The following is a 24,471-nucleotide window of genomic DNA, read 5'->3' as shown; positions in this document are numbered from 1 at the left end:
GACCAAGGGATCCCAGCTGATCCAGTGGACCTGCAACGGCGCACGGGACGAGAAGTGGTCCAAGACGGCGCGCTGAGCCAGGCAGCCGACCGACCCCAGGGGCACCAGGGCCACCAGCCCTGGTGCCCTGATGTGCGAGTGCCAGCAGGCCCGGGATGGCCGATGGCCGATTGACGACCTCGCCGGGCTGGCCCGGGAGGCAGGGTTCGTCGAAGTGGGCCGGATGCTGCGCGAGCCGGGCGAGGAGGAGCGGTATCGCCGGGGCCATCTGCTGATGCGCGTAGTTCGGTAGCAGCGCCTCAGCCGAGGACGAAGCCCAAAGGACTGATAGGCACCGGCAGGGGTCCGACACCCTTGTCAGGTGTTGTCGCGTCCATGACGATTACCTCATGTCGCAGCAGACGCCAGGAAACGCAGGCGGCCCCACCAACCCCCAAGGCACCGGCCGCAGAACGGTCCTAACCGCCGCCGGAGTCACGGCACTCGGCGCCGCGCTGACCGGAGTCGGCGCACCGCCCGCGGCCGCCGCGGCACGCACCTCCGGCCGGGACCGCCCCGCCACCGCCCAGACCCCATCCCGTGAACTGCGCACGCTCCTCGCGGAGATCGACCGCGACCGCATCGAGGCGACCGTGCGCACCCTCGCCTCCTTCGGCACCCGCCACACCCTCTCCAGCCAGGACGACCCGAAGCGCGGGATCGGCGCCGCCCGCGACTGGATCTTCGCCGAGCTGAAGCGGTACGCGGCGCTCAGCGGCGGCCGGATGACCGTCGAGCTGCAGAGTTACGTCCAGGAACCGGTGCCGCGCATACCCGTGGCCACCCGTATCACCAATGTCGTCGCCACCCTGCGCGGCTCCGCGGCCCCCGAGCGCGTCTATGTCGTCTCCGGGCACTACGACTCGCGCGCCACCGATGTCATGGACGCCGTCAGCGACGCGCCCGGCGCCGACGACGACGCCTCCGGGGTCGCCGCGGCCATGGAGCTCGCGCGCGTCATGGCCACCAGACGTCCCGCAGCGACCATCGTCTTCGCAGCCGTCGCGGGCGAGGAACAGGGCCTGTTCGGCGCGACCCATATGGCGCAGACCTTCAAGGCTGCCGGTGTGGACGTCCAGGGCATGTTCACCGACGACATCGTCGGCAGCCCCACCGCCGACGACGGAAGCCGGGACCCGCACACCATCCGGCTCTTCGCCGAGGGCGTACCCAGCTCGGAGACCCCCGAACAGGCCGCGACCCGGCGCTCGGTGGGCGGCGAGAACGACTCTCCCTCCCGCCAGCTCGCCCGCTTCGTCCGCGACGTGGCGGACAACGACGCCACCGGCATGCATGTCCGCGTCGTCTACCGCCGCGACCGCTATCTGCGCGGCGGCGACCACATCCCGTATCTCGAACGGGGTTACCCCGCGGCCCGGTTCACCGAGCCCGCCGAGGACTTCGCCCACCAGCACCAGGATGTGAAGGTGGCCGACGGCAAGCAGTTCGGCGATCTGCCGCAGTTCTGCGACTTCGGCTACATCGCCCGCGTCGCCAAGGTCAACGGCGCCGCCCTGTGGACCCTCGCCCAGGCCCCCGGCACCCCGAAGGGCGCGAAGATCCTCACCAGCGCGCTGACCAATGCCACTGAACTCGTCTGGGAGCGCGGTACGGAGGCCGATCTCGCCGGGTACGAGGTGGTCTGGCGCGAGACCACCGCACCCGAGTGGACACATGTCATCGACGCCGGCGACGCGACCCGCCACACCGTGGACCTGTCCAAGGACAATGTCTTCTTCGGCGTCCGCGCGGTGAACCGCGCGGGCCTGCGCAGCCCGGTCGCCTTCCCCGCCCCGCAGCGCTGATCCGGCGTCCCCGGCCTCAGCGCATCGAGGCCACGGCCCACTCCGCCACGATGGCCACCGCGACTCCGACCCCGAGCACCGCGGTGGCCACCCGCGTACGCCCCTGGCGGCTGAGCACCAGCGCGCTGCCCGAGAGGATCAGCGCGATGCCGTAGAAGCCCATGGTCAGCACCGAGTGCGTGCTGCCGAGGCGCAGCACGAGGGTGACACCCACGGCGATCATGATGACCGCGGAGAGAGCTATCCGTACATGACGTGCCTGACGTGGTGTGAGCCCCTGCCGCTCCGGGCTCGAATTGGCTTCTGACATGCACCGAAGCCTATGCGGTCCGGGGGAGTTTCGGGCTGCCGGGGGTGATCTCCCGGCCGTCGCGGCGTCGGCTCAGGCGCTGCGGGCGCCGCCCACGCCGGCCGCCCACAGGGGAGCGGTTCCGGTGAGCTGGCAGGCCATCAGATAGAGCGGGATCGGCGGGGTGTAGGGGCTGGTGTCGTCGGGGCGGCGGATCAGCCGGGGGTTCACCGCCGGTACCTGTGCCCCGCGGGCGTAGTGCGAGGGCAACGGCCATGTCAGCTCCAGGTCCGAGCCCGCCGGGACGATCCACCACCACCAGCCGGTGTCGGCGAAGACACAGCCGTACCGCGGCAGTCCGCCGAGCAGCCGGAAGCCGTGGCGCGCGGGTACGCCCACGGCGTCGCAGCCCAGATGGGCCGAGAGCGCGGGCGGGAGGGCGAGCCGGGTCAGCGGGGTCTCGACGAGGCCGCTGCTGTAGCGCTCGTTGCTGTGGCGGGCGCTCCGGGCGAGGAGGAGCGTCGCCAGGCTCTTCAGCATGGCCTCTCCGGCCCGTGCGGAAGGCCGGTCCCATAGGGAAGGCGGGCGTGCGGCAGTTCCGCCCAGACGAGGCGGCCCGGGCCGTGCTGCGACTCGTACGCCCCCCAGGCGCTGCTCACGGCCTCGACCAGCAGAAGTCCGCGCCCGCGTTCTTCCTCGACGGTGTGGCACACGTGCGGGCCGGAGGGCGATGAACCCTGGTCCTGCACGGTGATACGCAGGTGCTCCACGCCGTTGAGAAGTTCGCAGGCCACCAGATGGCCGTCGGTGTGTACGACCGCGTTGGTGACCAGTTCGGAGACGATGAGCATCGCCGTGTCGTGAACGTCCCCGCCTATGCCCCAGCGGTGCAAGCGCTCGCGCGCGAGCCTTCTCGCTCTGGAAACGAATTCGACGCGCGCCGGCAGCTCGAAGCCGTACCGGTGGTGGTCGGCCCCCGAGCACGGGTCCAGGTGCGGGGCAGTGAGCGCGTCACGGTTCACCCGACCACTCTCCCGCCGCAACGGTCACCTTGGCAAGGCCCACTCTGAAAAATCCAGACTGGGCATATTCATCATTGCGGGGGCGTGGCACACTGCTCGCAACAGCACGTGGGGAGGTCTCGAAGTGAGTGAACCGCGGTCCGCCCCCACGGTGGGCCAGGTCGTTCTCGGCAAGCGCTTGCAGGATCTGCGGGAGCGGGCCGGGCTCAGGCGCGAAGAGGCGGCAAAGGTCCTTCGCGTGGCCGCAGGCACCATCCGCAGGATGGAAACCGCCGAGGTCGCGCTGAAGATCCCTTATGTCCAGCTGCTGCTGAACGCCTACGGGATCACTGACGACGAGGCCCGAGGCTTCATCGAGCTCGCCGAGGAAGCCAATAAGCCCGGCTGGTGGCAGCGCTTTCACGACGTTCTGCCGGGCTGGTTCAGCATGTACGTCAGCCTGGAAGGAGCCGCTGGCCTCATCCGGACCTATGAGCCGCACTTCGTGCCCGGTCTCCTCCAGACGGAGAACTACGCCCGGGCGATCATGACCGGCGGAGCCGTCGGCCAGACCGACCCGGCCGACATCGAGCGCCATGTGGCGCTGCGGATGGAACGCCAGGCTCTGCTCACCCAACCCGACGCACCCAAGTTCTGGGTGATCATGGACGAGACGGTCTTCCGCCGGCCCGTCGGTGGCCCCGGCGTCATGAGAGCGCAGATCGACAAGCTGCTCGAATGGGCCCGGCTGCCCCATATCACCCTGCAGATCGCGGAGTTCGCGACCGGACATCACCCCGGCACCTACGGGCCGTTCGTCCTCTTCCGGTTCGCCGTCCCCGAGCTCCCGGACATGGTCTACAGCGAGTACCTCACCGGCGCCGTCTATCTGGACGCGCGGCCCGAGGTCGCCTCGCATCTGGAGGTTCTGGACCGCATGGCGGCTCAGGCCGCGACTGCGCAACGTACGAAGGAGATCCTCAAGGGTCTCCGCAAGGAGCTGTGAATGGATCACTACATATACAACGGCATGCCGGCCGCCGAGCTGGGTGAGGAGGGCTGGCACAAGCCGTGGAGCGGCGGCAACGGCGGCAACTGCTTCGAGACGATGAAGCTGGCCGACGGCCGGGTCGCGGTGCGCCAGTCCGCCGACCCGGACGGGCCCGCGCTGATCTACACCTCCAACGAGATCGAGGCGTTCATCCAGGGGGCCAAGTCCGGGAAGGCGGACTTCCTCGTCACCTGACGGCCGAGCGGGTGGCTCAGCCGGCGGATCGGCCCTTCGCGGCCCCAGGCCCCGGCGGGAGCAGCGTCGCGAGGAACGCCTTCGGCGACGAGACATTGCCTGCCGCGTCGATCGTCCGGTACTCGATCGTGTGGGTGCCGTAGTCGGGCGTGGCGTCGTCCCACGGCACCGCGCGCGTGGTGCCGAGTTTGCCGTAGACGAGGTTGTCGATGACCGTGCCGCCGGGCGTGAAGCGGAACGGCGCGTCCGCGTCGGTCGGCCACCCGTAGTACGACTGCCAGCCATCGCCGTCGACCCGGAACTGCGAGACCACATAACCGTCCTGCTCGTCGCGGGCGGTCAGCTTCATCGTGAACGGACCGTCGTAGACGTACTCCACCGGCCTGCCCGGCCGGTGCACCGTGCGCAGCGGCTTGGAGAGCGCGTACGCCCCCGTCGCGGGTGCCGCGTCCACGGTCCAGGTCAGCGTGGCCGGCGTACCTGCGATACGGGCGCCGAGAGTGTGGACGCCGGGACGCAGGCGCAGTGCGCCCAGATCGAGATCGCGGTCGTTGCCCGGATTGGTCACCGGGCGGCCGTCGAGCGTCCAGCGCACGGACAGGGTCCGGTCGGCGGGGTGTGTGGTGTCCGCGTACACGACCGACGCCGAGCCCACCGGGGACGCGGTGTCGGTGTGGCCGGTGAAGGCGGCCGCGACCGGCGGCCGGGGGGTGGTGACCTCCGTGTCCACAGTCCACGACACCGTGCGGGTCAGCGCGGCGGACGCGCGGATCGCGGGGTCACGCACGAACGGTGTGGCGTCCGTGGCGGTGGCGGTCAAGGAGTGCGTGCCACGGGGGAGTTGAAGCCCGCGCAGATCCAGCGAGCGGTCATCGCCGACCGCCCGCAGCGGACGGCCGTCCAGCCGCCATACGACATCGAGCTCACCGCCCACCGGATGCAGGGTGTCCAGCCATACGGTCCGGTCGTCGCCGATCACGGCGGTGTTCGGCGTGTGGTCCTGGACGAGATTGACCTTGGCGGAGATCTTCTGGGTCATCACCTCGCGCCCGACCTGGTCGAAGGCGTACCCGAGGGTCTTCATGATCGAGTGCTTGCTCGGCCGCCAGACGCCCTTGGTGCTGTACATCCCGCCCTCGAACCGGCCGATCACCCCGCCCGATTCGCTCCTCTCGCCCAGCCAGCGCCACCACTTGGCGCGCTGCTGCTTCATCTGCTCCTCGGTGAGCAGGCTGTGATGGGCGGACGACGGCTCGCCGCCCTCGTACGCCGCTCCGGGCTCGCCTCGCGCGTAGTAGTCGTACTCGTCCTGGAGCTTGCCCAGCGAGTGGCCGATCTCGTGCGGGGTGATCAGCGAGGAGAGTGCGTTGCCGCCGGACGCGGTGGCGAAGGTGCCGCCCGCGCCGCCGTAGGTGTCGCTGTTGGCGAGCGCCACGATCTGCCGGTTGGCGCTGGCGGACCCGGGGACGAGATCGGCGAGCGCGGTCGCCGACGCGCTGTCCACGGTCAGCAGACGCTGCACGCTGTCCGGGTTGCAGCCACCCCAGAAACCCATGCCCAGCGCGGTGTTGCGGCGCGGCGAGTCCAGAGCCGGGTCGCAGTCGACGCCGGACTCGGCGGAAGGGACCTCCACCGCCCAGACGTTGACGTAGGAGCGGTACGAGGCGAAGGGCTCGGTGGACCAGAGCACATTGAGGTGCTTGTCGACGTCGGCGCGGAACTTGGGGAGCTCGGCGGCGGTGTAGCCGTCGCCGAGGACGATGATGTTGAAGCGCTTGTCGGCGGGGCCCGTGGTCTGTACGGGCACCACCGTGGCGGCTTCGGTGACGGGAGTGCCGGCCGCCGCCGATGGCGTGGCGGCCAGCAGGCCGGTGGTGAGCAGCGCGCCCGTGGTGACGAGCGCCGCTGCTCTTCGTATCCGTGTACCGGGTGTGGTCATGGGGCCGGAGCGTAGAACCGTGCCCAACGAGCCGTAAAGACAGCGGAGTTGGCCACGCGGCTCACGCATCCCGGTGTCCAGGGGTGGAGATCGACGAGGGGAACCGCACCGAGCCGAACTCCCTTGACCCTGTACAGGAGGGCGTGGTGGTGTGGTGCTCAGTGGATCTCGGGAAAGGGGTCCGCCACGCCATGCCCTGCTGACCACCGGGCACACTTCAAAGGGGGAAATCTCGTGCGTCTCAACGCAACCCGTACCATCAAGGCCGCATTAGCAACTGCCGTCGCCACAACGGCTCTGGTGATTCCCACGGCCGGTTCCGCGACCGCCGCGACCGCCGCGACCTCTTCGTCCGCCGAGGTCGCCGCCGACAGCATCGACGCCACCTGCAGGAGTCACAGCCGCACGTACATCGTGCGCACGTACTACCGGGGTCCCGGCAAGTACACACTGCGCTGCGGCACCTCGACATGGGGCTGGAAGCACATCAAGGCGCGTCATGGCTGGAACAGCACGATGGACAGGAAGATCAGCGCCGCCATCTGGTCCGGGCGTCCCAACGGCCGCGGCGGCTACTCCACCTACACCAACACGTGCCCCAGCATCGAAAAGTTCCGCACCATCATCGGCACCCCCGCTGGTACCAATGATCTCCTCACCGCGTACACGGTCACCACTCGCGCCGCTGCCAAGTGTTAGCCGCGATGTGCGGGAACCTGTTCCCCACTGGATGAGGCGAAAGGCGGGTGGTGTGCATGCCGGCACAGGCCCCGGCTGAGCGTGCTTTGGCGCGCTCATACACCACAGGTGACGGGCAGATCACCTTCAACATCTCCGATCTGTCGGTCGATCATCACTCGGACCGCAGTGTGACGTTGACGTACTGGCTCAGTGTGGTGCGCCGAGGTCACCAGGACGAGCGTTGGGTGTTCACGCTGCCGTGGGACGACAAGTCCTTTGTGGACGTGTTCACCTCCACCGCCCCGGATCCTGATCGCCTCAGGCAACTCGTGCATCTGGTCCACGCCCTGCTGGAAGAGTGGTGGGACACCAAGGAGCACAATCGGCGGTCGGCGAAGATGGGGCGCCGACTGCCCTGAGGTCTGCGTTGCACCTCGATGCCGGGCTCCGCTCGGGCATCGCCTGACGTCGGTTCCCAAGGCCCTGGTTGAGGTCTCTGGGAACCGACGTCTGTCGTTTGTGCGGCCCGTGCACGCCGGCTGCCGCTCGGTGAGTCCTTGCAGCAGTAGCATCCCGGGATGCGAAGCATCGAGACGCTGGTCCCGTCGGCCGGGCGGGTCGATACCGCCGGCCTGCTCGTGTTCGACGCGGATGAACTTGCGCGGTACGTGGCCGATCCGGCACAACCGTGGTGGCGCCGCAGGCCCTGTGCGGTCGCACTGGCCGGGCGGGTGCCGGAGCGGCGTGTCGCAGAGCTCGCCGTGCGCATCTGTGATCCCGGTGACGTGGCCGAAGTACGCATAGCGCTCCTGGACCTCCTCGCGGGCCGAGCGGAACTCCTGCCGTGGCTGCAGCACGAGGACCGGCGGCGCGAGCGCTCGTACGGCATGCCCGAAGCGATCCTCAAGGCGCGCGGCTCGCTCGGCGACCGCACGGCGGCCGGTGAGTTGGCAACGCTCGCGGCCAGTCCGGATCCTGCCAAAAAAATTCGGACGGCGATGTCGAGAACCCGTGACTGGCTCCGTCCCCGCAGTGAACGCGACCACAATGGGTCGCACCAGCACCAAGGAGAAACACCATGGCCAAGTACCTGCTGCTCAAGCACTACCGCGGTGCCCCGGCTGCGGTCAACGACGTGCCCATGGACCAGTGGACGCCGGAGGAGATCTCGGCGCACTGTCAGTACATGGACGACTTCGCGGCCCGGCTCGAGGGGACCGGCGAGTTCGTCGACGGTCAGGCGCTCGCCCCCGAAGGGGCGTGGGTGCGCTACGACGGCGAGGGGCGTCCGCCGGTCACCGACGGACCGTTCGCCGAGACCAAGGACCTCATTGCCGGCTGGATGGTGATCGACGTAGACAGCTACGAGCGCGCTGTCGAGCTGGCCGGGGAGCTGTCGGCCGCCCCTGGCGCCGGCGGGAAGCCGATCCACGAGTGGCTCGAGCTGCGCCCGTTCCTGGCCGCGCCGCCCACCATCACGGAGTGACCGTACCGATGAACGAGGCACTGCTCCGGAGCCTCACGCCGAGCGTGCTCGGGATCCTCGTCCGCCGCGGAGCCGACTTCGCGGCGGCCGAGGACGCCGTGCAGGACGCGCTGGTCGAGGCGGTCCGCGTCTGGCCGGCCGACCCTCCGCGGGACCCGAAGGGCTGGCTGGTCACCGTGGCCTGGCGCAAGTTCCTCGACGCGACCCGGTCGGACGCCGCCCGCCGCCGGCGTGAGGACGTCGTCGACGAGGAGCCGGTGCCCGGGCCAGCGCCCGCGGTGGACGACACGCTCCAGCTCTACTTTCTGTGCGCCCACCCGTCGCTGACGCCGTCGTCCGCGGTCGCGCTCACGCTGCGCGCCGTCGGCGGGCTGACCACCCGCCAGATCGCCCAGGCCTACCTGGTGCCCGAGGCGACCATGGCGCAGCGCATCAGCCGGGCCAAGCGCACCGTCTCCGGCGTGCGGTTCGACCAGCCCGGCGACGTCGCCACCGTCCTGCGTGTCCTCTACCTGGTCTTCAACGAGGGCTATTCCGGCGACGTCGACCTCGCCGCCGAGGCCATCCGGCTCACCCGGCAGCTCGCGGCCGCGATCGACCACCCCGAGGTGGCGGGGCTGCTTGCCCTCATGCTGCTCCACCACGCCCGCCGCACCGCCAGGACCGGGCCCGACGGCAGCCTGGTGCCGCTCGCCGAGCAGGACCGCGGCCGGTGGGACACCGCGTCGATCGCTGAGGGGGTCGCGATCCTGCAGGCCGCCCTCGCCCGCGACCGGCTGGGCGAGTTCCAGGCCCAGGCCGCCATCGCGGCCCTCCACGCCGACGCGCCCACCGCCGAGGAGACCGACTGGGTGCAGATCGTCGAGTGGTACGACGAGCTCGCGCGCCTGACCGACAGCCCGGTCGTCCGGCTCAACCGCGCGGTGGCCGTCGGCGAGGCCGACGGACCGCGCGCCGGCCTGGCGGCGCTCGCGGCGCTGGACGACTCACTGCCCCGCCACGCCGCGGTGGCGGCGTACCTCCACGAGCGCGACGGCGACCTGGCGACGGCGGCACGGCTGTACGCCGAGGCCGCCCAAAAGGCACCCAACCTCGCCGAGCGCGACCACCTGACGCGCCAGGCCGCCCGGCTCAACGCCCGCCGGTGTCGCTGACGGGTCGCGCTCGGATTCTCACCCAGGCTCATTCGAAGAGCCCATTTCGCGGACGGCGCGTAGGTGACTCGTCCGCCGGAAGGTGCAGCAGCAGGCGCACGACGCCGCTGGTAATTGCGTTGTCGATCAGCGCTGGATTGAGGAAGCATCCCGTGCATGGAACAGCCTGCTGAGACCCTCACCTTCGACCAGGTTGAGCTGCGTCGATGGCGCGTGAGCGACGTCGAGACCTTGAACCGCGTGGTCACCGAGTCACTCGCTCACCTGCTGCCGTGGATGCCCTGGGCGGCTCGTCACGACCGCAACGCGACTGCCGAGTATGTGACTCGAAGCGAGGGGCAATGGGAGTCGGATCAGGCCTACAACTACGCGATCACCTCAGGCGATGCAGTGATTGGCAGTTGCGGACTCATGCGACGGATTGGACCCGGGGGGCTGGAGATCGGCTATTGGCTCCACCCTGAGTGGACGGGGCGGGGTCTCGCCACCATGTCCGTCGCGGCTCTCCTCCGCCAGGGATTCGAATTGGCGGAGATCGATCGAATAGAGATCCATCACGATGCGGCGAACCATGCAAGTGGAGCGGTCCCCCGTCGCCTGGGCTTCACCGAGGTCGAGCGTCTGCAGGTGCCTGATGGGCCGGTTACTCCCGGCGAGGTGGGGATCGACGTGATCTGGCGCATCCAATCTCCAGCTGCCCAATGAGCAACGTCAGACGGTGGCGGCAGAGAGCGACGTGGCCGCCGGTCGCGCAGGACGCCGTCGGTGGTCAGACGCACGATCCGGCTGACGGGGTGGACGAACCACGTTCGACGGTTACAAGTCGTGGCCTGTATAGGCGGCACCGGACAGTCAGCGGAGCGCCACGTGCAGCAGCGCCGTGTTGCTGTTGTCCGGAACGCTGTCCTTGTCGCCGCCGTTGCTCGTCGTCAGCCACAGACCGCCGTCCGGGCTCGGCGCGACGGTGCGCAGCCTGCCGTTGGTCCCGGTGAAGTACGCCTGCGGTGGCCCGGTGGTGCTGCCGGTGATCCGCATCCGCCACAGCTGTGTGCCGCGCAGGGATGCCATGTAGAGGTGACCATTCGCGATCGCGAGACCGCTCGGCGACGCGTCGGCCACCGTCCAGGTACGCACCGGGGCGATGAACGTCGGGTCGGCGCAGCCGCCCGCCGTGCCCTCGCAGACCGGCCAGCCGTAATTGCCGCCCCTGCGGATCAGATTGAGCTCGTCCATCGTGGAGTTGCCGAGCTCGGACTCCCACAGCCGCCCGCGCGAGTCGAAGGCGAGGCCCTGCACATTGCGGTGGCCGTAGCTCCAGATGTACCTGCCGGGGAAGGGGTTGTCGCGCGGCACCGAACCGTCCGGATTCAGCCGCAGGATCTTGCCGTTGAGGGAGTGCAGATTCTGGGCGTTGGGTCCCTTCTGGGCATCGCCGGTCGCCGCGTACAGCTTGCCGTCGGGGCCGAAACGCAGCCGTCCGCCGTCATGGAACTTGTTCCTGGCGATGCCGGACAGGAGGACCTGTTCGGAGGCCAGGTCCAGGCGGCCGTCGATGTACTTGATCCGCACGATCCTGTTGTCGGTCGCGGTGGTGTGGAAGAGGTAGACCCAGTGGTCGGCGGCGAAGTGCGGGGAGAGTTCGAGGCCGAGCAGACCGCCTTCCCCGTCGGTGCCCGATCCGCCCGGCACGATTCCGGCCGTCGTCGTAGTGCCGTCCGGTGCGATCCGTACCACCCGGAACGAGTCGCGCTCGCTCATCAGCGCCGAACCGTCCGGCAGCGCGGCAAGACCCCAGGGGACGTCCTTGCTGGTGGCGAGGGTGGTGCCGTCAAAGCGGCCGACGCCGCGAAGAACCAGTCCAGGGTCGACATCGCGCCAAGATCGACGGAGAGCCACTGGGGGCCGGCGCTCTCGCTGCGCCAGCCGGTTGCTGTGTTGCCGTCGACGGCGCGGCCGGCGACCCGTGAGGGACCGGCCTCGCTGGACGCGGACGCGGGTCTGCCCTGCGAGAGCAGGCTGCTGTCGGCTGGTGACGGCGGTTGCGGATCCGGCGGGGGAGCCGCTGGTGCGGGAGATGCCGTCGCGATCAGTACGGCGGCGAGTGTGGCGGTCAGTGTGAGGGACCGGCCGAGCGGATGTGACATGTGCCGCCTCCCAGGTCGTGGCGATGCGCTCATGACATCGCCGGAGCGTGGCAGCAAAGGTCCGACCGGTCAACCACCTTGACGGATCATCAAGGGTGATGAGAGGGCTCATTGGTCATCAAACCCGTCTATTTCAGGGCGCGTTGACATCGGAGGTGTCACGCCCGAGCGGTTGAATTGGCGTGCACACCACATTGCTCGTTGCGCACCCCTTGCCGCGCCCGGCTCCGCTTTGTAACTTGGCGCAGGCGCTCTCATGGAAGCGCTTTCTATGCAGTTTCTACGCAGTCCGAGCCGACGAGGTGAGCGGGATGCCCAAGCCAGGAAGAGGCCGGTTGGCGATTTCTGCGGGGGTGCTGCTGATGGCGCTGGTCGCGCCACCGGCACTCGCACAGGACGACGGGCCGATACCCGATCCACTCCCGGACCCGGCCGTCTCCCGGCAGGGTCTGGTGCTCAAGGAATTCGCGACCCTCCCCAAGTCCGAGTCGGTGCCGCCGCCGACCGACGCCCGACTCAAACGCTGGGCACGCATCAACTACCTCGGCGAACTGCCCGACCACTCGGGACGGCTGTACGTACCCGATCTCAACGGCAAGCTCTATCTCCTGGACCGCAAAGGCAGCGCGCACGAGTACCTCGATGTCGGCACCGCAATGGGACCCGACTTCTGGTCCCACAAGGGGCTCGGCAGCGGATTCGGATTTGTGGCCTTCCACCCCCGCTTCGCGCAGAACGGCATCTTCTACACGGTGCACACCGAGGCCCGCGACGCGCTCACCACCAAGCCCGTCGACCTCGCGGCACCCGCCACCACCCGCATCCACAGCGTGATCACCGAGTGGACCGCGGACGACCCCCGCGCGGGAACGTTCAGCGGCACCCACCGTGAAGTGATGCGCCTCGGCTTCCAGGACACGTACCACGACATCCAAGAAATCAACTTCAACCCCAACGCCCGCCCCTGGGACAAGGACTACGGCCTGCTCTACATCGCCGTCGGCGACGGCGCGGCGGGCGCGGGCGGCACCGTCCCGCAGGATCTGACCGCACCCCAGGGCAAGATCCTGCGGATCGACCCGCTCGGCCACAACGGCCCCGGCGGCAAGTGGGGCATCCCCTCGTCGAACCCCTTCGCACACCAGCCGGGCAGACTCGGCGAGATCTTCGCGTACGGGCTGCGCGATCCGCACCGCTTCAGCTGGGACACCGGCGGCCGCCACCAGATGTTCATCGGCCACATCGGCGAGCACCGCGTCGAGTCGGTGTACGACGCCAAGGCGGGCGACAACTTCGGCTGGAGCGAACGCGAGGGGCCGTTCGCCTATCACAAGGCCGACAACCCCACCTGCGGGGTCTTCCCGCTCCCGGCCGACGACGCGAAGAACGGCTACACCTACCCGGTCGCGGCCTTCGACCACAACCCGCCCGCGGACAAGCCCTGTTCGGACAGCGGCAACGCACTGATCGGCGGTTTCGTCTACCGCGGATGGCAGGTTCCCGCCCTGTATGGCAAGTACATCTACTCCGAGGGCGTCAGTGGGCGCATCTTCTACTCCGACGTCCGCGACATGCGCCGCGGCGGCCCGCTCGCCACGGTCCATCAGCTGCAGATCCTCGACGCCACCGGCGCCCCGACCTCGATGCAGGCGCTGGCAGGCGACAAGCGCGTCGACGTCCGGTTCGGCACGGACCGCGCGGGCGAGCTGTATGTGCTCTCCAAGGCCAACGGCAAGATCTGGAAGGTCACCGGCCTCGCAACCCCGCGGGAAGCCGTGGTTCCGAGCCTGCGCCCGAACCTCGTCGCGCACTACGACTTCGGGCACTCCCTGCCCGGCGATCCGGGCAGGGAACAGGACCGCGGACTTTCCGGCACTGACATCCAGCTGGTCAACGGCGGTGCGCAGATGCGGGTGGCGGACAGCCGGCGCGGCCTCGTCCTGCAGACCCAGCAGATGTCACCCGCCACGGCCGGCAACGACGACTGGAAGGCCGGAATCTACGGCCCGGACGGTGTGCCGACTCTGCGCGCTTTCAACGGTGTCCGCGAGGCAACGGTCATGGGCTGGTTCAAGATGACCGGCGAGAATCCGAGCCCCAACTCCGGCTCCGCCAATCCCGACGACCGCTATGGAGCGATCGGTCTTGCCGGGATCCTCTCCGGCACCTCCCAGGGCCACGATGTGCGCGCCCTGCTCGAACTCATCACCGTCAACGGCGAGATGAAGGTGGTCGCGCTCGGCCGCCGAGTCGACGGCGCCAGTTCACAGACCTTCGCCGCCGACGCCGACTGGAAGACGCTGCTGCCGCAGGACACCTGGGTCTTCCTCGCCGCCAGCTTCGACTACGACAACGGCACCATGGCCCTCTATCGCAACGGCCGTGCCGTGCCCGGCTTCTACACCCTCACCGGCGACCCGTGGGCCGTCGAGGGCCCGCCCGAGCCGGACACGGCATCAGCCACCGACCCTCGCGGCATCAAGATCGGCGGCAGCTATCCGCAGAACACCAAGGAAGGCAACCCCTGCAACTGCCGCATGGACGACCTGATGTTCCTGGACCGGGCGCTCACCCCCGGCGAGATCACCGCCCAGTACCACAGGAGCCTGCGATGAAACTGCTCCGGCCACTGGTCGCCCTGCTCGGCCTCGCCATGATCTGGACTCCCTTCGCGGCCCCCGCTCAGCCCGCGCAGGCGCTGCCCGGCGGGCTCGCGCTGACCCCGCCGATGGGTTTCAACAACTGGAACTCCACCGGCTGCGCCATCGACGAGAAGATGATCAGGGACACCGCCGATCTCTTCGTCAGCACCGGCCTCAAGGACGCCGGTTACGAGTACGTCAACGTCGACGACTGCTGGGCGGCTCCGCAGCGCGACCCCGCCACGGGGCGCCTCACCGCCCACCCCCAGCGTTTCCCCGGCGGCATCAAGGCGCTCGCCGACTATGTCCACTCCAAGGGCCTGAAGTTCGGCATCTACACCAGCGCCGGTACGCAGACCTGCGCCAAGACCATGCCCGGCGCACTCGACCACGAGGAGACCGACGCCCAGACGTTTGCCGACTGGGGCGTCGACTACCTCAAGTACGACAACTGCAACAACCAGGGCAGGCCGGCCCCGGAGCGATACACGAGGATGCGGGACGCCCTGAAGAAGACCGGCCGCCCGATCGTCTACTCCCTGTGCGAGTGGGGCGAGAACAAGCCCTGGGAGTGGGGCGCCGACGTCGGCCATCTCTGGCGTACGACCGGCGACATCAACGACAGCTGGCAGTCGATGCTCACCCTCTTCAAGGCCAACGTGGCGCTCGCACCGCACGCCGGTCCCGGGCACTGGAACGACCCCGACATGCTGGAGGTCGGCAACGGCGGCATGACCGAGACCGAGTACCGCTCTCACTTCAGCCTCTGGTCGGTGATGGCGGCACCGCTGCTGATCGGCACCGATCTGCGCAAGGCCACCCCGGGAACCCTGAAGATCCTCTCCAACAAGGAAGCCATCGCCGTCGACCAGGACACACTCGGCGTGCAGGCGCGGGTACTGCGCAGCGACAACGGCCACTGGGTACTGGTCAAGCCGCTCGCGGGCGGCGACATCGCCGTCGCGCTGTTCAACGAGAGCGATCAGACGGCCACCGTCGGCACCACCGCGGCGGAACTCGGACTGCCCAAACGTGCCGGCTATGTCCTGCGCGACCTCTGGCAGCACCAGGACGCGCACACGGCGGGAGCCATCAGCGCGACCCTGCCCGCGCACGGCACCGCGCTGTACCGCGTCAAGGCCGACGCCGACTGGTGGAAGGCACCGCCCGCCGCCGAACTGGGCCTGCACCTCCCGGTCGTCGCCGAAGGCGTCCCCGGCAACATCACTCCGGCAGGCCAGGCCTTCACCGCGAAGGTGACCACGACCAACCAGGGCAGGACCCCGCTGCTCGCGCCCCGGCTCACGCTGACCGCCCCCGACGGCTGGCAGATCGAGGCGCTCGGTGGCACCGGCACCCCCGTCCTGACCACGGGCAGGACCCTGACCGGCCGTTGGCGGATCACTCCGCCCGCCGCCGCGCCACCGGGCACCGCCCCGCTCTCGGCCACAGTCACCTTCCACACCGTCGGCCACGGCAGAGTGGAGCGACAAGCGGACGAGACCCTGACCGTCCCGGCCGGGGTTCCCGCGGGTGTCTCGGACCTGGGAACCATCGACTGGGCCTGGGCGAGCAATGGATACGGACCCGTCGAACGCAATATGTCCAACGGCGGGGCCAAGGGCGGCGACGGCAAGGCCCTCACCGTCAACGGCGTCACCTATCCGAAGGGGCTCGGCACCCACGCGCCCGTTCAGCTCATCTACTACCTCGGCGGGCGCTGCACCGCCTTCGCCACGGAGGTCGGCGTCGACGACGAACGCGATCCGCGTGAGCCGGGCCAGGGCACCGTCACCGCCGAGATCTGGGCCGACGGAGCCAAACGCGCCGACAGCGGGCTGCGTACCTGGCAGGACCCGGCGGTCCCGCTGAAGGCCGATCTGACCGGCGCGACCTATCTGCGCCTCGTCGGCACGATCGGACCCGACACCAATCGCTACGACCGGATCGACTGGGCGGCGCCCGTACTCACCTGCCGTTCATAAGGACCGCGCGGCGCATCGCGCCGCCGCGCACGACGACGCAGTACGCAGCCGGTGAGCACCACACCGGCTGCGACCGCGTACACCCAGGTCCCCATGGACTGCGGGTCGGCGTCCATCCTCACGGTGACGTACTTCGCAGCCCCCGCGACCGCGACGGCGAGCCACTCCCACCGCCCGTCCAGGGCCACGAGCACGGTCAGCAGCAGCGCGTACCAGGAGTAGCCGGGAGTCAGCAGCAGGAAGGCGGAGCCGGTGACCAGCAGGGCGCCGCTCCACGGGCGTTCGGGATCGCCGCGCAGCAGGACATGGACGGTGACCGCGAGCATCACCAGGATCACGGCGGGCAGCGCCCAGTCGTCCGGCAGCACCAGCCGCAGCAGGGCGTAGCGGTTGCGGGACGAGGGATCGTCGTAGCCCTCCTCCTGCGTATAGCCGCTGAGGTAGCCGAGGACCGAACTGTCGGATACCAGGATGTACGGCAGATAGGTCAGCGCCACCACGGCGGCGGCGGGCAGCAGTACCGCTGCCGCGTCCCGCACGCGCCGTACGCCGGACAGGGCGCCCGGCAGCACGACGGCGGGCAGCAGTTTGGTCGCAATCGCCGCGCCGAGCAGCGCAGCGCCCGCGATACGGCGTCGCACCAGCACACCCAGGCCCACCACGGTGATCAGCGCCCCGAGCACATCGGCGTGCGCGTTGTTCACGGCCTCGATCGGCACGATCGGGCACCACGCCCAGTACGCCGCTCGGCGCGGATCGCCGCCGCGCCGCCGCAGGACGAGGAGCAGCGCGGCCGTGGTGCCAACCGAAAGCAGCGCGCCGCCCGTCTGCAGCGCCTTGTGCCGTGAACCGTCCGGCGCGAGCGTGTGGACGAGCAGGAAGTACCCCTCGGCCACCGGCGGGTAAATGGTGTGCACCTGCGGCCGGTTGATCAGTGTGCAGTGCACCCCGCCCGCGGGCCCGGCGATGGGTACCGTCTCGGGCCCCGCGCACCCTGCCCCCCTCGGGAACAGCCAGTCGTCGCGCAGCCCGGTGAGCGCGGGATCGGCCGGGGCATGGTCGTACGGCGAGGTGCCGGCCGCCTGCACCCTGCCGTCCCAGGCATAGCGGTAGGAGTCCGTGCTGGTGCGCGGGGGAGCGAGCAGCCCGGTCGCGGCGACCGCGAGACCGCCTGCGATCACCAGGATCACGGCATGACGCACCGGGGCCTTGCGCACGGCGACGACCGCCGCTGCGAACAGCGCCCAGCAGGCGGCGTACCACCAGGAGAGACCGGCAGGGTCGGTGTAGTAGCCGTCCTTGCGGATGGTCAGCGCGAGTGCGGCGGTCAGGGCGGCAAGGAGGACACCGGCGGTGAGCGTACGCGGGTTGATCACAGGCTCAGCGTCGCAGCCGGAGACGGCCCAGGCGCCGCGCCGCCCCCTGACGTCCGCATTCCGTAAGGTGTCACAGCGCTCCACAGGGACCCTGGCGGGGGTCTTATGGAAGACATGAAGATCCGGCCGCCCAGGCTGCCCCGACTGCCCGCACCGCCCTTGCCGTCCTTCTCCGGCAAGCTGCACGATGCCCGCACGGCCACCTCCATCGGCCGCTGGCTCGGCCTGGCGATCGCCGTGTGCTTCGTGACCGGCGTGACCAGTCACTATCTCCAGCACCCGCCGGACTTCCTTGTGAACGTCCTGCCGAGCCGCCCGTCCTGGGGCTACCGGGTGACGCAGGGGCTGCACGTGGCGAGCGGTATCGCGGCGATCCCGCTGCTGCTGGCCAAGCTGTGGACCGTCTATCCCCGGCTCTTCGTGTGGCCCGCGCTGCGGTCCGTGCGCCATGCGCTGGAGCGTCTCTCGGTGGCAGTGCTGGTCGCCGCGGCCGTCTTCCAGCTCTTCACCGGACTGCTCAACACCGTCCAGTGGTACCCGTGGCCGTTCTCCTTCGTCCCCACGCACTTCGCAGTGGCCTGGCTGCTGTTCGGTGCGCTCGTCCTGCACATTGCCGTCAAGTACCCGGAGATCAGGGCACATTGGAGCAGACGCTCGCCCGGCACGCTCGAACTCCCGGCGGCGGACGGACCCGACCGGCGCTCACTGCTGACCGGCGTCGCCGCGGCGGTCGGCGCGGTCACGCTGACGACCGTGGGGCAGTCCTTCACTCCGCTGAAGCGCTTCGACCTGCTCGCGCCGAGACATCCGGACCACGGCACGCAGGGGCTGCCCGTCAACCGCCTGGCAGCCACCGCGGGGGTTACGCGCCTGACCGTCGCCGACTGGCGGCTGACGGTACTCGGCAAGCGCTCGTACCAACTCACTCTCGACGAACTCGCGGCCCTTGCCCAGACCACCGTCACCCTGCCCATCGCCTGTGTGGAGGGCTGGAGCAAATCGGCTCAATGGACGGGCGTTCGCGTACGGGACCTGCTGGAGCGGGCCGGAGCGCGGCCCGGCACGGCGGTACGGGTCGTATCGCTGGAGCGGCGCGGCGCCTACCGCGTGATGGAGATGGGCGCCGACTACGCCGACGATCCGCTCACCCTCCTCGCCCTGCGCCTCAACGACCAGGTGCTCTCGCTCGACCACGGCTTCCCGGCGCGCATCATCGCCCCGAACCGTCCCGGTGTGCTGCAGACCAAGTGGGTCACCAGGATGGAGGTCCTGTGATGCGGATCGTGACGGGTGCGCTGGGCCTCGCCCTGATGACCGTCGGCGCGGCACTGCTGCTGACGGGCGGACAGCTGAAGGACGTCGCGCTGTGGCTGGCGGGCGCGATCGTCCTGCACGACGGGATCATCGCCCCGCTGGTGCTCGGCGTGGGCCTGCTGCTCGCGGCGGTCCCGGCGCGCGGGACGGTTCGGGGCGCGCTGGTGGTGGCGGGCTGCCTGACCGTGGTCGCGCTGCCGGTGCTGCTGAGGCCGGGAACGCCGAAGAACGCGACCGTGCTGCCGCTGGATTACGTAAGCAACTGGCTCCTCGCGCTGGCGGCGGTCGCGGCGCTCACGGGGGTGCTGCTGGCGGCGCGGTGGATCTGGCGTCGGGTACCGCGGCGTTGAACTCTTGGCGAACGCACCGGCCGGGCGGAGGGTGACCGTGTCCGCCTGGGCATAGTGAGGTCAGGAGCCCCACCGGGGTGGGCACCGGGTCGAGTGCGGGGGACGCGGTCATGATCAGGTTCGCGCACAAAGAGTTGTCGTACGCCGCGGTGGTCACTGCCGCGGGGCTGATCGCCGGGGGAGTCGGCGTGGCCATGCACGGTCCCCCCTCGGCGCGCATCTGGTGGGCTCTCGCCGTGCTCCCCGTATGGGGGTTCGTGTGGCGCTGGCTCAACACGACCAGGCTGCTGCGACGCGGCGACCTGCCCATGTTCGAAGCGGCTGTTCCCATTGCCGATCCCGCACGGGCGCTGGGCACACGGAAGCAGGTCACCTGGACACTCAGGAAGTTCTACGGGCGGATGTTCGGGTTCTGGATCGTCGCGGCGACAGCGGTCGCCTACTTCGAGCCACTCATCGTCATGTTCTGCTTCGTGCACGGGGTGGACTCGCTGATCCGGGGTTCGCAGACCGCCCGGTGGGAGCGGCAGCACGGTGTGCTGCTGTGGGAGGGCCGCGTCGAGCAGGAGCAGCAGCCACCCGACATCGGCCCGCCGCGCGTGTACACGACGCCGCGCCAGAAGGCCTGGGCGTAAGCATCCGTTACGCGCGCAGGAGTGCCACGAACGTACGGCCCGCGACGCTCCAGCTGTCCGCCTCCGGAACCGCCCAGCCCGCCGACTCCGCGTACTCGAGCAGCGCCGGCGTGCCCACCCGGGCCCAGGGGAATGCCGAGCCCTGCGCGCTGCCGTCGGAGACCCGCACCTGCACGCGCTCGTCGACATCGTGAGGCGCGGTCTCGGCCAGCAGTACGCCGTCCTCGGCGACCAGATCCGCCACTCGGGCGAGCAGCGCCTTCGGGTCTCCGCCGATGCCGATATTGCCGTCGATGAGCAGCGCGGTGTCCCAACTCCCCTCGCGGGGAAGCGGATCGAAGACCGACCGGTGCAGCGCACTGCCGCCGAGGCGCAGCGTGCGGGCCACCGCCTCGCGGCTCACGTCGATGCCGAGGGCCGGCTGCCCCAGCGCGGCCAGTGCCGCGACCAGACGGCCGGGCCCGCAGCCGATGTCGAGCACCGCGCCCCGGCAGCGCTCCAGCACGGTCAGATCAGCGTCGTCCGGATCGGCGCACCAGCGCTCGACCTCCAGGGGCAGCAGCCAGCCGTCGGGGCGGCGCAGAAACAGCGGGCCGCGGCCCGTGCGCAGGGCGTCGGTGTACGGATCGGCCTGCCAGGCGGGCGCGGTCATCGCGCCCCGGTCCCGGCGAGTGCGGCCATCGCCGCGGCGAACCGGCCGTGCGGGGCCTGGGCCGCGACAAGTCGGGCGTCGTCCGCGGTGTCGACGTCCCGCAGCACCGGCAGCTGCCGTACCGCAAGACCGGCGCGCAGAAGCCGGTGCCGCTGTATGGCACCGGTCTCGGGGACGGACATCGGCACGCCCCGCAGCAGTGCGGGATCCGGCTCGGCCATGCCAAGCGCCCAGAACCCGCCGTCGTCGGCGGGCCCGAAGGACGCCTCGCCCTCGCTCAACTCCAGCCCGGAGCTGAGGAGTTCGACAGTCAGCTGCGGTGTGTCCATGCCGACGAGCAGCGCGGGCCCTTCGCAGAGCCCGAAGGCATGTGCCAGCCGCTCGTCGAGCCCGCCCGTGCACTGCGGCACGACGTCGAAGCCGTCCGGCAGCCAGTCGCCGGGTGCACCGTCGAGCACGAGAACCCGGCGGCCTGCGGGCGTGGCCAGCACGACATGCAAGGTGTCGGCGAGTGAGGCCGCGGCGAGGTGGGCGGCCTCGTCGGGTGAATACGGGGGACAGAGCCGGGTCTTGACCCGCCCTGCCACGGGGGCCTTGGCGATGACGAGCAGTGTGCCGAGCGGCTCCTGTCCGGCGGCGGGAACGGGTTGAGCGGACGTACTCATCGCACAACACCCCCCACGACCCCGCCCGCCGGCTGCTCCGCCAGCACCGCCCGCATGTCCCGTACCGCCTGCCACGTTCCCCGCCACGTCCCCGTCACCTTCGACCTTCCCGATCTCGGCAGATACGGGACATCCACCTCCGTCACCCGCCAGCCCGCGTCCGCCGCGCGGACCACCATCTGGAGCGGATAACCGCTGCGGCGGTCCGTCAGATCGAGGGCCAGCAGCTCCTCGCGCCGCGCCGCCCGCAGCGGGCCCAGATCGCGCAGCCGCAGACCGGTGCGCCGACGGAGCATCCGTGCCACCGCCACGTTCCCGGCGCGGGCGTGCGGCGGCCAGACGCCGCGTCCCTGCGGCCGACGCCGGCCCAGCACCAAGTCGCTCTCACCGTCGGCGACTTGGCGTACGAAATCGGTCAGCAGACCGGGATCCAGTGAGGCGTCGCAGTCGCAGAAGCACACATACTCCGCGTCGGCCGCCAGCAGCCCCGCATGGCACGCCGCGCCGAAGCCGCGCCGCTCCTCGTGCACGACGCTCGCACCCAGCTCGCGCGCGATCCGGTCCGAGCCGTCCGTCGAGCCGTTGTCGACGACGATCGCTCGCCATCCGGCCGGGATCCGGCTCAGGACCCAGGGCAGCGCCTCCGCCTCGTCGAGGCAGGGGAGAATCACATCCACCGTCATGACACCGCACCCCGCAGCCCGCTCGCGGCGAACTCCGCCATGCCCTCGGCGAAGCCGACCCGCGGCTTCCAGCCCAGCTCCGCCCGCAGCCGCCGCGAGTCCGCGGTGATGTGCCGGACATCGCCGAGACGGAACTCCCCGGTGACCACCGGCGCGGGACCGCCGTGCGCGGAGGCGAGCGTCTGAGCCATCTCGCCGACCGTGTGCGGAGTCCCGCTGCCCGTGTTGTACGCGGCGAGCACACCCGGCTCCCGGCCCCGCACCGCCTCCAGGGCAATCGCGTTCGCGTCCGCGACGTCCCGTACATGGACGAAGTCCCGCCGCTGCCGCCCGTCCTCGAAGACCCGCGGCGCCTCGCCCCGCTCCAGGGCGGACCGGAAGAAGGAGGCAACGCCCGCGTACGGGGTGTCCCGCGGCATCCCGGGACCGTACACATTGTGGTAGCGCAGGGCGACGGCCCGGCCGCCCGTCGCCCTGGCCCACGCGGCGGCCAGATGCTCCTGGGCGAGCTTTGTCGTCGCGTACACGTTGCGCGGGTCCTTCGGCGCGTCCTCGCCGACCAGGCCGGAGGTCAACTCCGAGCCGCACTCGGGGCACAGCGGCTCGAAGCGCCCGGCAGCGAGATCGGCGGTGGCGCGCGGACCCGGCCGCACGCGGCCGTGGCGCGGGCAGTCGTATCGGCCCTCGCCGTAGACGACCATGGACCCGGCGAGCACCAGACCGGGGATGCCCGCCTCGGCCATCGCCGCAAGGAGCACGGCCGTGCCGAGGTCGTTGCAGCCGACGTACTCCGGTGCGTCCGCAAAGTCCCTGCCGAGCCCGACCATCGCGGCCTGATGACAGACGGCGTCCACCCCGCGCAGCGCTCGCGACAGCAGCTCCCGGTCCCGTACGTCCCCGAGAATCAACTCGGCGTCGGGCAGCGGCGGCGGTTCGGGATGGGCCGCCGGGAGCAGGGCGTCGAGCACGACCGGGTCATGGCCGCGGGCGGCGAGCGCCGTGACGACCTGCGAGCCGATGAAGCCCGCTCCTCCTGTGACGAGTACACGCATACTGGCGACGCTACGGCCGGGAAGCGCGTTGATCGCCCTTGCGCGCCGTGCCGTCACAGGTCCGTAAGGACTTCACTCCGGCGTCCGGGGGAGCCGGTCGACGATGGGCCCGGGGAGCGTGCGTCGTCCCTCGGCCACCGCGCCCCGCCCTGCGGAGAGGCCCGCCGATACGCTGCTGGACGGCCCTGGTCCGTGTGGCCTCGGACTCTGCTACTTTCCTGGGGCGAGAAACCGGTTTCTCAGCCGTGCGTGCCTAAGGAGAGCGTCCTGATGGTTGCCTCGAAGCGTGCGAAAAGGGTCACGATCGCCGATGTGGCACGGGAGGCCGGGGCCTCGGTCGCGACGGTCTCCCGGGTCTTGAACGGCGTGGACACCGTCGCCCCCGGCCTTGCCGAACGGGTCAAGCTCGCCATCGGCGAGCTCGGCTACCGGCCCAGCGCCGCGGCCCAGGGCCTGGCGCGCGGCCGCTCCGGCACCATAGGCGTACTCGTCCCCGATCTCGCGAACCCCTACTTCCACGACATCATCAAGTCGGTCTCCATCGTGGCGCGCGAGGCCGGCAGCCGTGTGCTGGTGATGGACTCCAACGAAGACCCGGACGTGGAGCGGGAGTTGACGGAGGATCTGATCCGTTACGCGGACGGGCTGCTGCTCTGCTCGCCCCGGATGCCGCGCGCCGACCTTGCCGCGCTGGCGGGCCGCGACACCCCCATGCTGGTCACCAATCGCCAGGTCGCGGGCCTGGCGCTGCACTCGATCACGGTGGACTTCTTCCGTGGGATCATGGCCGTCTGCGGTCATCTCGCCCAGCTCGGCCACCGCAAGGTCGTCTATTTGGAGGGCCCCGAGCACGCCTGGGCCAACGGCGAACGCCTGCGCGCCCTTTCGGGCGCCGAGGCCTTCGGTCTCGAGGTGCACTCGGTGCCCTGCGGATCCACCACCGACGAGGGCTACGCGGCCGCCCCATCGGCTCTGGAGAGCGGCGCCACCGCCGTGATCGCGTACAACGACTTCGTGGCGCTCGGCGTGCTCGCCCGCTTCTCCGAGCTGGGTGTGAAGGTCCCCGACGACATGTCGCTGACCGGCTTCGACGAAATCGACATGGCCCGCTTCTCCGCGCCGCCGCTGACCACGGTAGCGGTTCCGCGCGACCGGCTGGGGCAGATCGCGGGCGAGGCGCTCGGTCGGATCATGGGCGGAGACGAGGACATCGAGCCCGCAACTGTCCCCGTTGAGCTGCGAGTTCGCAGTTCCACCGGCGCACTCTCTTGACACGGCTCCTGGCGGGGTGGACCTTGTTCGGGCACAAGGCCGAGTAAGCGCTATCTCACCA

General features: G+C 70.2%; 24 protein-coding genes and 2 pseudogenes. 15 read left to right on the top strand and 11 right to left on the bottom strand.

Annotation, left to right across the window (positions count from 1 at the left end):
• Positions 1 to 160 precede the first annotated feature (160 nt).
• Positions 161 to 292, top strand: a pseudogene (locus ABZS64_RS21195) (SAM-dependent methyltransferase); the annotation flags it as partial.
• A gap of 97 nt (positions 293 to 389) precedes the next feature.
• On the top strand, positions 390 to 1,844 hold the full coding sequence (locus ABZS64_RS21190) for a M28 family metallopeptidase (RefSeq protein ID WP_355831646.1): 1,455 nt from the start codon (positions 390 to 392) through the stop codon (positions 1,842 to 1,844).
• A 16-nt stretch (positions 1,845 to 1,860) separates the two neighbouring features.
• Here the strand turns inward: ABZS64_RS21190 and ABZS64_RS21185 are convergent, their stop codons facing one another.
• The 3 genes from ABZS64_RS21185 to ABZS64_RS21175 all read right to left on the bottom strand — a co-directional run bounded on the left by ABZS64_RS21185 (position 1,861) and on the right by ABZS64_RS21175 (position 3,155).
• Entirely contained in the window at positions 1,861 to 2,154 is a 294-nt protein-coding gene (locus ABZS64_RS21185) for a hypothetical protein (RefSeq protein ID WP_355831643.1), read from the bottom strand.
• A gap of 72 nt (positions 2,155 to 2,226) precedes the next feature.
• Positions 2,227 to 2,673, bottom strand: a complete 447-nt coding sequence (locus tag ABZS64_RS21180) for a hypothetical protein (protein ID WP_355831641.1) — start codon at positions 2,671 to 2,673, stop codon at positions 2,227 to 2,229.
• Positions 2,667 to 3,155 carry an ATP-binding protein gene (locus tag ABZS64_RS21175; RefSeq protein WP_355831639.1) on the bottom strand — a complete coding sequence of 163 codons (489 nt, stop codon included), beginning with the start codon at positions 3,153 to 3,155 and terminating at the stop codon, positions 2,667 to 2,669. The genes ABZS64_RS21180 and ABZS64_RS21175 overlap by 7 nt, the downstream gene beginning before the upstream one ends.
• Before the next feature lie 124 nt (positions 3,156 to 3,279).
• Between ABZS64_RS21175 and ABZS64_RS21170 the strand changes: the two genes are divergently transcribed.
• Both ABZS64_RS21170 and ABZS64_RS21165 read left to right on the top strand, forming a co-directional pair.
• Positions 3,280 to 4,140 (top strand): helix-turn-helix transcriptional regulator, encoded by an 861-nt coding sequence (locus tag ABZS64_RS21170; RefSeq protein ID WP_355831637.1) that lies wholly within the window; start codon positions 3,280 to 3,282, stop codon positions 4,138 to 4,140.
• Positions 4,141 to 4,380 (top strand): DUF397 domain-containing protein, encoded by a 240-nt coding sequence (locus ABZS64_RS21165; RefSeq protein ID WP_355831634.1) that lies wholly within the window; start codon positions 4,141 to 4,143, stop codon positions 4,378 to 4,380.
• 16 nt (positions 4,381 to 4,396) lie between these two features.
• Here the strand turns inward: ABZS64_RS21165 and ABZS64_RS21160 are convergent, their stop codons facing one another.
• Positions 4,397 to 6,319, bottom strand: a complete 1,923-nt coding sequence (locus ABZS64_RS21160; RefSeq protein ID WP_355831631.1) for a M64 family metallopeptidase — start codon at positions 6,317 to 6,319, stop codon at positions 4,397 to 4,399.
• A gap of 234 nt (positions 6,320 to 6,553) precedes the next feature.
• On the opposite strand from ABZS64_RS21160, the gene ABZS64_RS21155 reads away from it, so the two are divergent.
• The 5 genes from ABZS64_RS21155 (at position 6,554) to ABZS64_RS21135 (ending at position 10,345) form a co-directional block, all read left to right on the top strand.
• Positions 6,554 to 7,018 (top strand): hypothetical protein, encoded by a 465-nt coding sequence (locus ABZS64_RS21155; RefSeq protein ID WP_355831628.1) that lies wholly within the window; start codon positions 6,554 to 6,556, stop codon positions 7,016 to 7,018.
• A gap of 56 nt (positions 7,019 to 7,074) precedes the next feature.
• Positions 7,075 to 7,419: a hypothetical protein gene (locus tag ABZS64_RS21150; protein ID WP_355831625.1), complete on the top strand. Its 345-nt coding sequence runs from the start codon at positions 7,075 to 7,077 to the stop codon at positions 7,417 to 7,419.
• Positions 7,420 to 8,078: 659 nt separating this feature from the next.
• Positions 8,079 to 8,486, top strand: coding sequence for a YciI family protein (locus ABZS64_RS21145; protein WP_355831622.1), 408 nt, complete (start codon positions 8,079 to 8,081; stop codon positions 8,484 to 8,486).
• Between the two features lie 8 nt (positions 8,487 to 8,494).
• Entirely contained in the window at positions 8,495 to 9,640 is a 1,146-nt protein-coding gene (locus ABZS64_RS21140) for a DUF6596 domain-containing protein (protein ID WP_355831661.1), read from the top strand.
• Positions 9,641 to 9,796: 156 nt separating this feature from the next.
• The gene (locus ABZS64_RS21135; protein ID WP_355831619.1) at positions 9,797 to 10,345 is read left to right on the top strand and encodes a GNAT family N-acetyltransferase; all 549 of its coding nucleotides are present in this window, start codon (positions 9,797 to 9,799) and stop codon (positions 10,343 to 10,345) included.
• A gap of 147 nt (positions 10,346 to 10,492) precedes the next feature.
• Here the strand turns inward: ABZS64_RS21135 and ABZS64_RS21130 are convergent, their stop codons facing one another.
• Both ABZS64_RS21130 and ABZS64_RS21125 read right to left on the bottom strand, forming a co-directional pair.
• Complete coding sequence (locus tag ABZS64_RS21130) at positions 10,493 to 11,536, bottom strand: PQQ-dependent sugar dehydrogenase (protein ID WP_355831616.1); 1,044 nt, start codon at positions 11,534 to 11,536, stop codon at positions 10,493 to 10,495.
• Positions 11,537 to 11,559: 23 nt separating this feature from the next.
• Positions 11,560 to 11,784 (bottom strand): annotated as a pseudogene (locus ABZS64_RS21125) (licheninase); the annotation flags it as partial.
• A 335-nt stretch (positions 11,785 to 12,119) separates the two neighbouring features.
• On the opposite strand from ABZS64_RS21125, the gene ABZS64_RS21120 reads away from it, so the two are divergent.
• Complete coding sequence (locus tag ABZS64_RS21120) at positions 12,120 to 14,399, top strand: PQQ-dependent sugar dehydrogenase (RefSeq protein ID WP_355831613.1); 2,280 nt, start codon at positions 12,120 to 12,122, stop codon at positions 14,397 to 14,399.
• Positions 14,396 to 16,411 carry an NPCBM/NEW2 domain-containing protein gene (locus ABZS64_RS21115; protein ID WP_355831610.1) on the top strand — a complete coding sequence of 672 codons (2,016 nt, stop codon included), beginning with the start codon at positions 14,396 to 14,398 and terminating at the stop codon, positions 16,409 to 16,411. The genes ABZS64_RS21120 and ABZS64_RS21115 overlap by 4 nt, the downstream gene beginning before the upstream one ends.
• Here the strand turns inward: ABZS64_RS21115 and ABZS64_RS21110 are convergent.
• On the bottom strand, positions 16,363 to 17,787 hold the full coding sequence (locus ABZS64_RS21110) for a glycosyltransferase 87 family protein (protein WP_355831607.1): 1,425 nt from the start codon (positions 17,785 to 17,787) through the stop codon (positions 16,363 to 16,365). The two genes, ABZS64_RS21115 and ABZS64_RS21110, sit on opposite strands and share 49 nt — an antisense overlap.
• A 114-nt stretch (positions 17,788 to 17,901) precedes the next feature.
• Between ABZS64_RS21110 and ABZS64_RS21105 the strand changes: the two genes are divergently transcribed.
• The 3 genes from ABZS64_RS21105 (at position 17,902) to ABZS64_RS21095 (ending at position 20,086) form a co-directional block, all read left to right on the top strand.
• Positions 17,902 to 19,062: a molybdopterin-dependent oxidoreductase gene (locus tag ABZS64_RS21105; protein ID WP_355831604.1), complete on the top strand. Its 1,161-nt coding sequence runs from the start codon at positions 17,902 to 17,904 to the stop codon at positions 19,060 to 19,062.
• Positions 19,062 to 19,451 carry a hypothetical protein gene (locus ABZS64_RS21100; RefSeq protein WP_355831602.1) on the top strand — a complete coding sequence of 130 codons (390 nt, stop codon included), beginning with the start codon at positions 19,062 to 19,064 and terminating at the stop codon, positions 19,449 to 19,451. Before ABZS64_RS21105 ends, ABZS64_RS21100 begins: the two co-directional genes overlap by 1 nt.
• 110 nt (positions 19,452 to 19,561) lie before the next feature.
• The gene (locus tag ABZS64_RS21095; RefSeq protein WP_355831599.1) at positions 19,562 to 20,086 is read left to right on the top strand and encodes a hypothetical protein; all 525 of its coding nucleotides are present in this window, start codon (positions 19,562 to 19,564) and stop codon (positions 20,084 to 20,086) included.
• Between the two features lie 7 nt (positions 20,087 to 20,093).
• On the opposite strand, the gene ABZS64_RS21090 is transcribed toward ABZS64_RS21095, so the two are convergent.
• From ABZS64_RS21090 to ABZS64_RS21075, 4 genes are read right to left on the bottom strand one after another with little or no spacing between them, the layout of a single operon-like run.
• A complete protein-coding gene (locus tag ABZS64_RS21090) occupies positions 20,094 to 20,738 on the bottom strand; it encodes a methyltransferase domain-containing protein (RefSeq protein WP_355831596.1) in 645 nt (214 codons plus the stop codon).
• Entirely contained in the window at positions 20,735 to 21,403 is a 669-nt protein-coding gene (locus ABZS64_RS21085) for a TIGR04282 family arsenosugar biosynthesis glycosyltransferase (protein ID WP_355831593.1), read from the bottom strand. The genes ABZS64_RS21090 and ABZS64_RS21085 overlap by 4 nt, the downstream gene beginning before the upstream one ends.
• On the bottom strand, positions 21,400 to 22,086 hold the full coding sequence (locus tag ABZS64_RS21080) for a glycosyltransferase family 2 protein (RefSeq protein ID WP_355831590.1): 687 nt from the start codon (positions 22,084 to 22,086) through the stop codon (positions 21,400 to 21,402). Before ABZS64_RS21080 ends, ABZS64_RS21085 begins: the two co-directional genes overlap by 4 nt.
• Positions 22,083 to 23,138, bottom strand: a complete 1,056-nt coding sequence (locus ABZS64_RS21075; protein ID WP_355831587.1) for an NAD-dependent epimerase/dehydratase family protein — start codon at positions 23,136 to 23,138, stop codon at positions 22,083 to 22,085. Before ABZS64_RS21075 ends, ABZS64_RS21080 begins: the two co-directional genes overlap by 4 nt.
• Before the next feature lie 270 nt (positions 23,139 to 23,408).
• Between ABZS64_RS21075 and ABZS64_RS21070 the strand changes: the two genes are divergently transcribed.
• The gene (locus ABZS64_RS21070) at positions 23,409 to 24,410 is read left to right on the top strand and encodes a LacI family DNA-binding transcriptional regulator (protein WP_355831584.1); all 1,002 of its coding nucleotides are present in this window, start codon (positions 23,409 to 23,411) and stop codon (positions 24,408 to 24,410) included.
• Positions 24,411 to 24,471 lie beyond the last annotated feature (61 nt).

The sequence above is a fragment of the Streptomyces sp. NPDC005408 genome (genome assembly GCF_040606445.1).
Lineage (GTDB): Bacteria > Actinomycetota > Actinomycetes > Streptomycetales > Streptomycetaceae > Streptomyces.
This window is presented reverse-complemented; position numbering and strand designations above follow the sequence as displayed.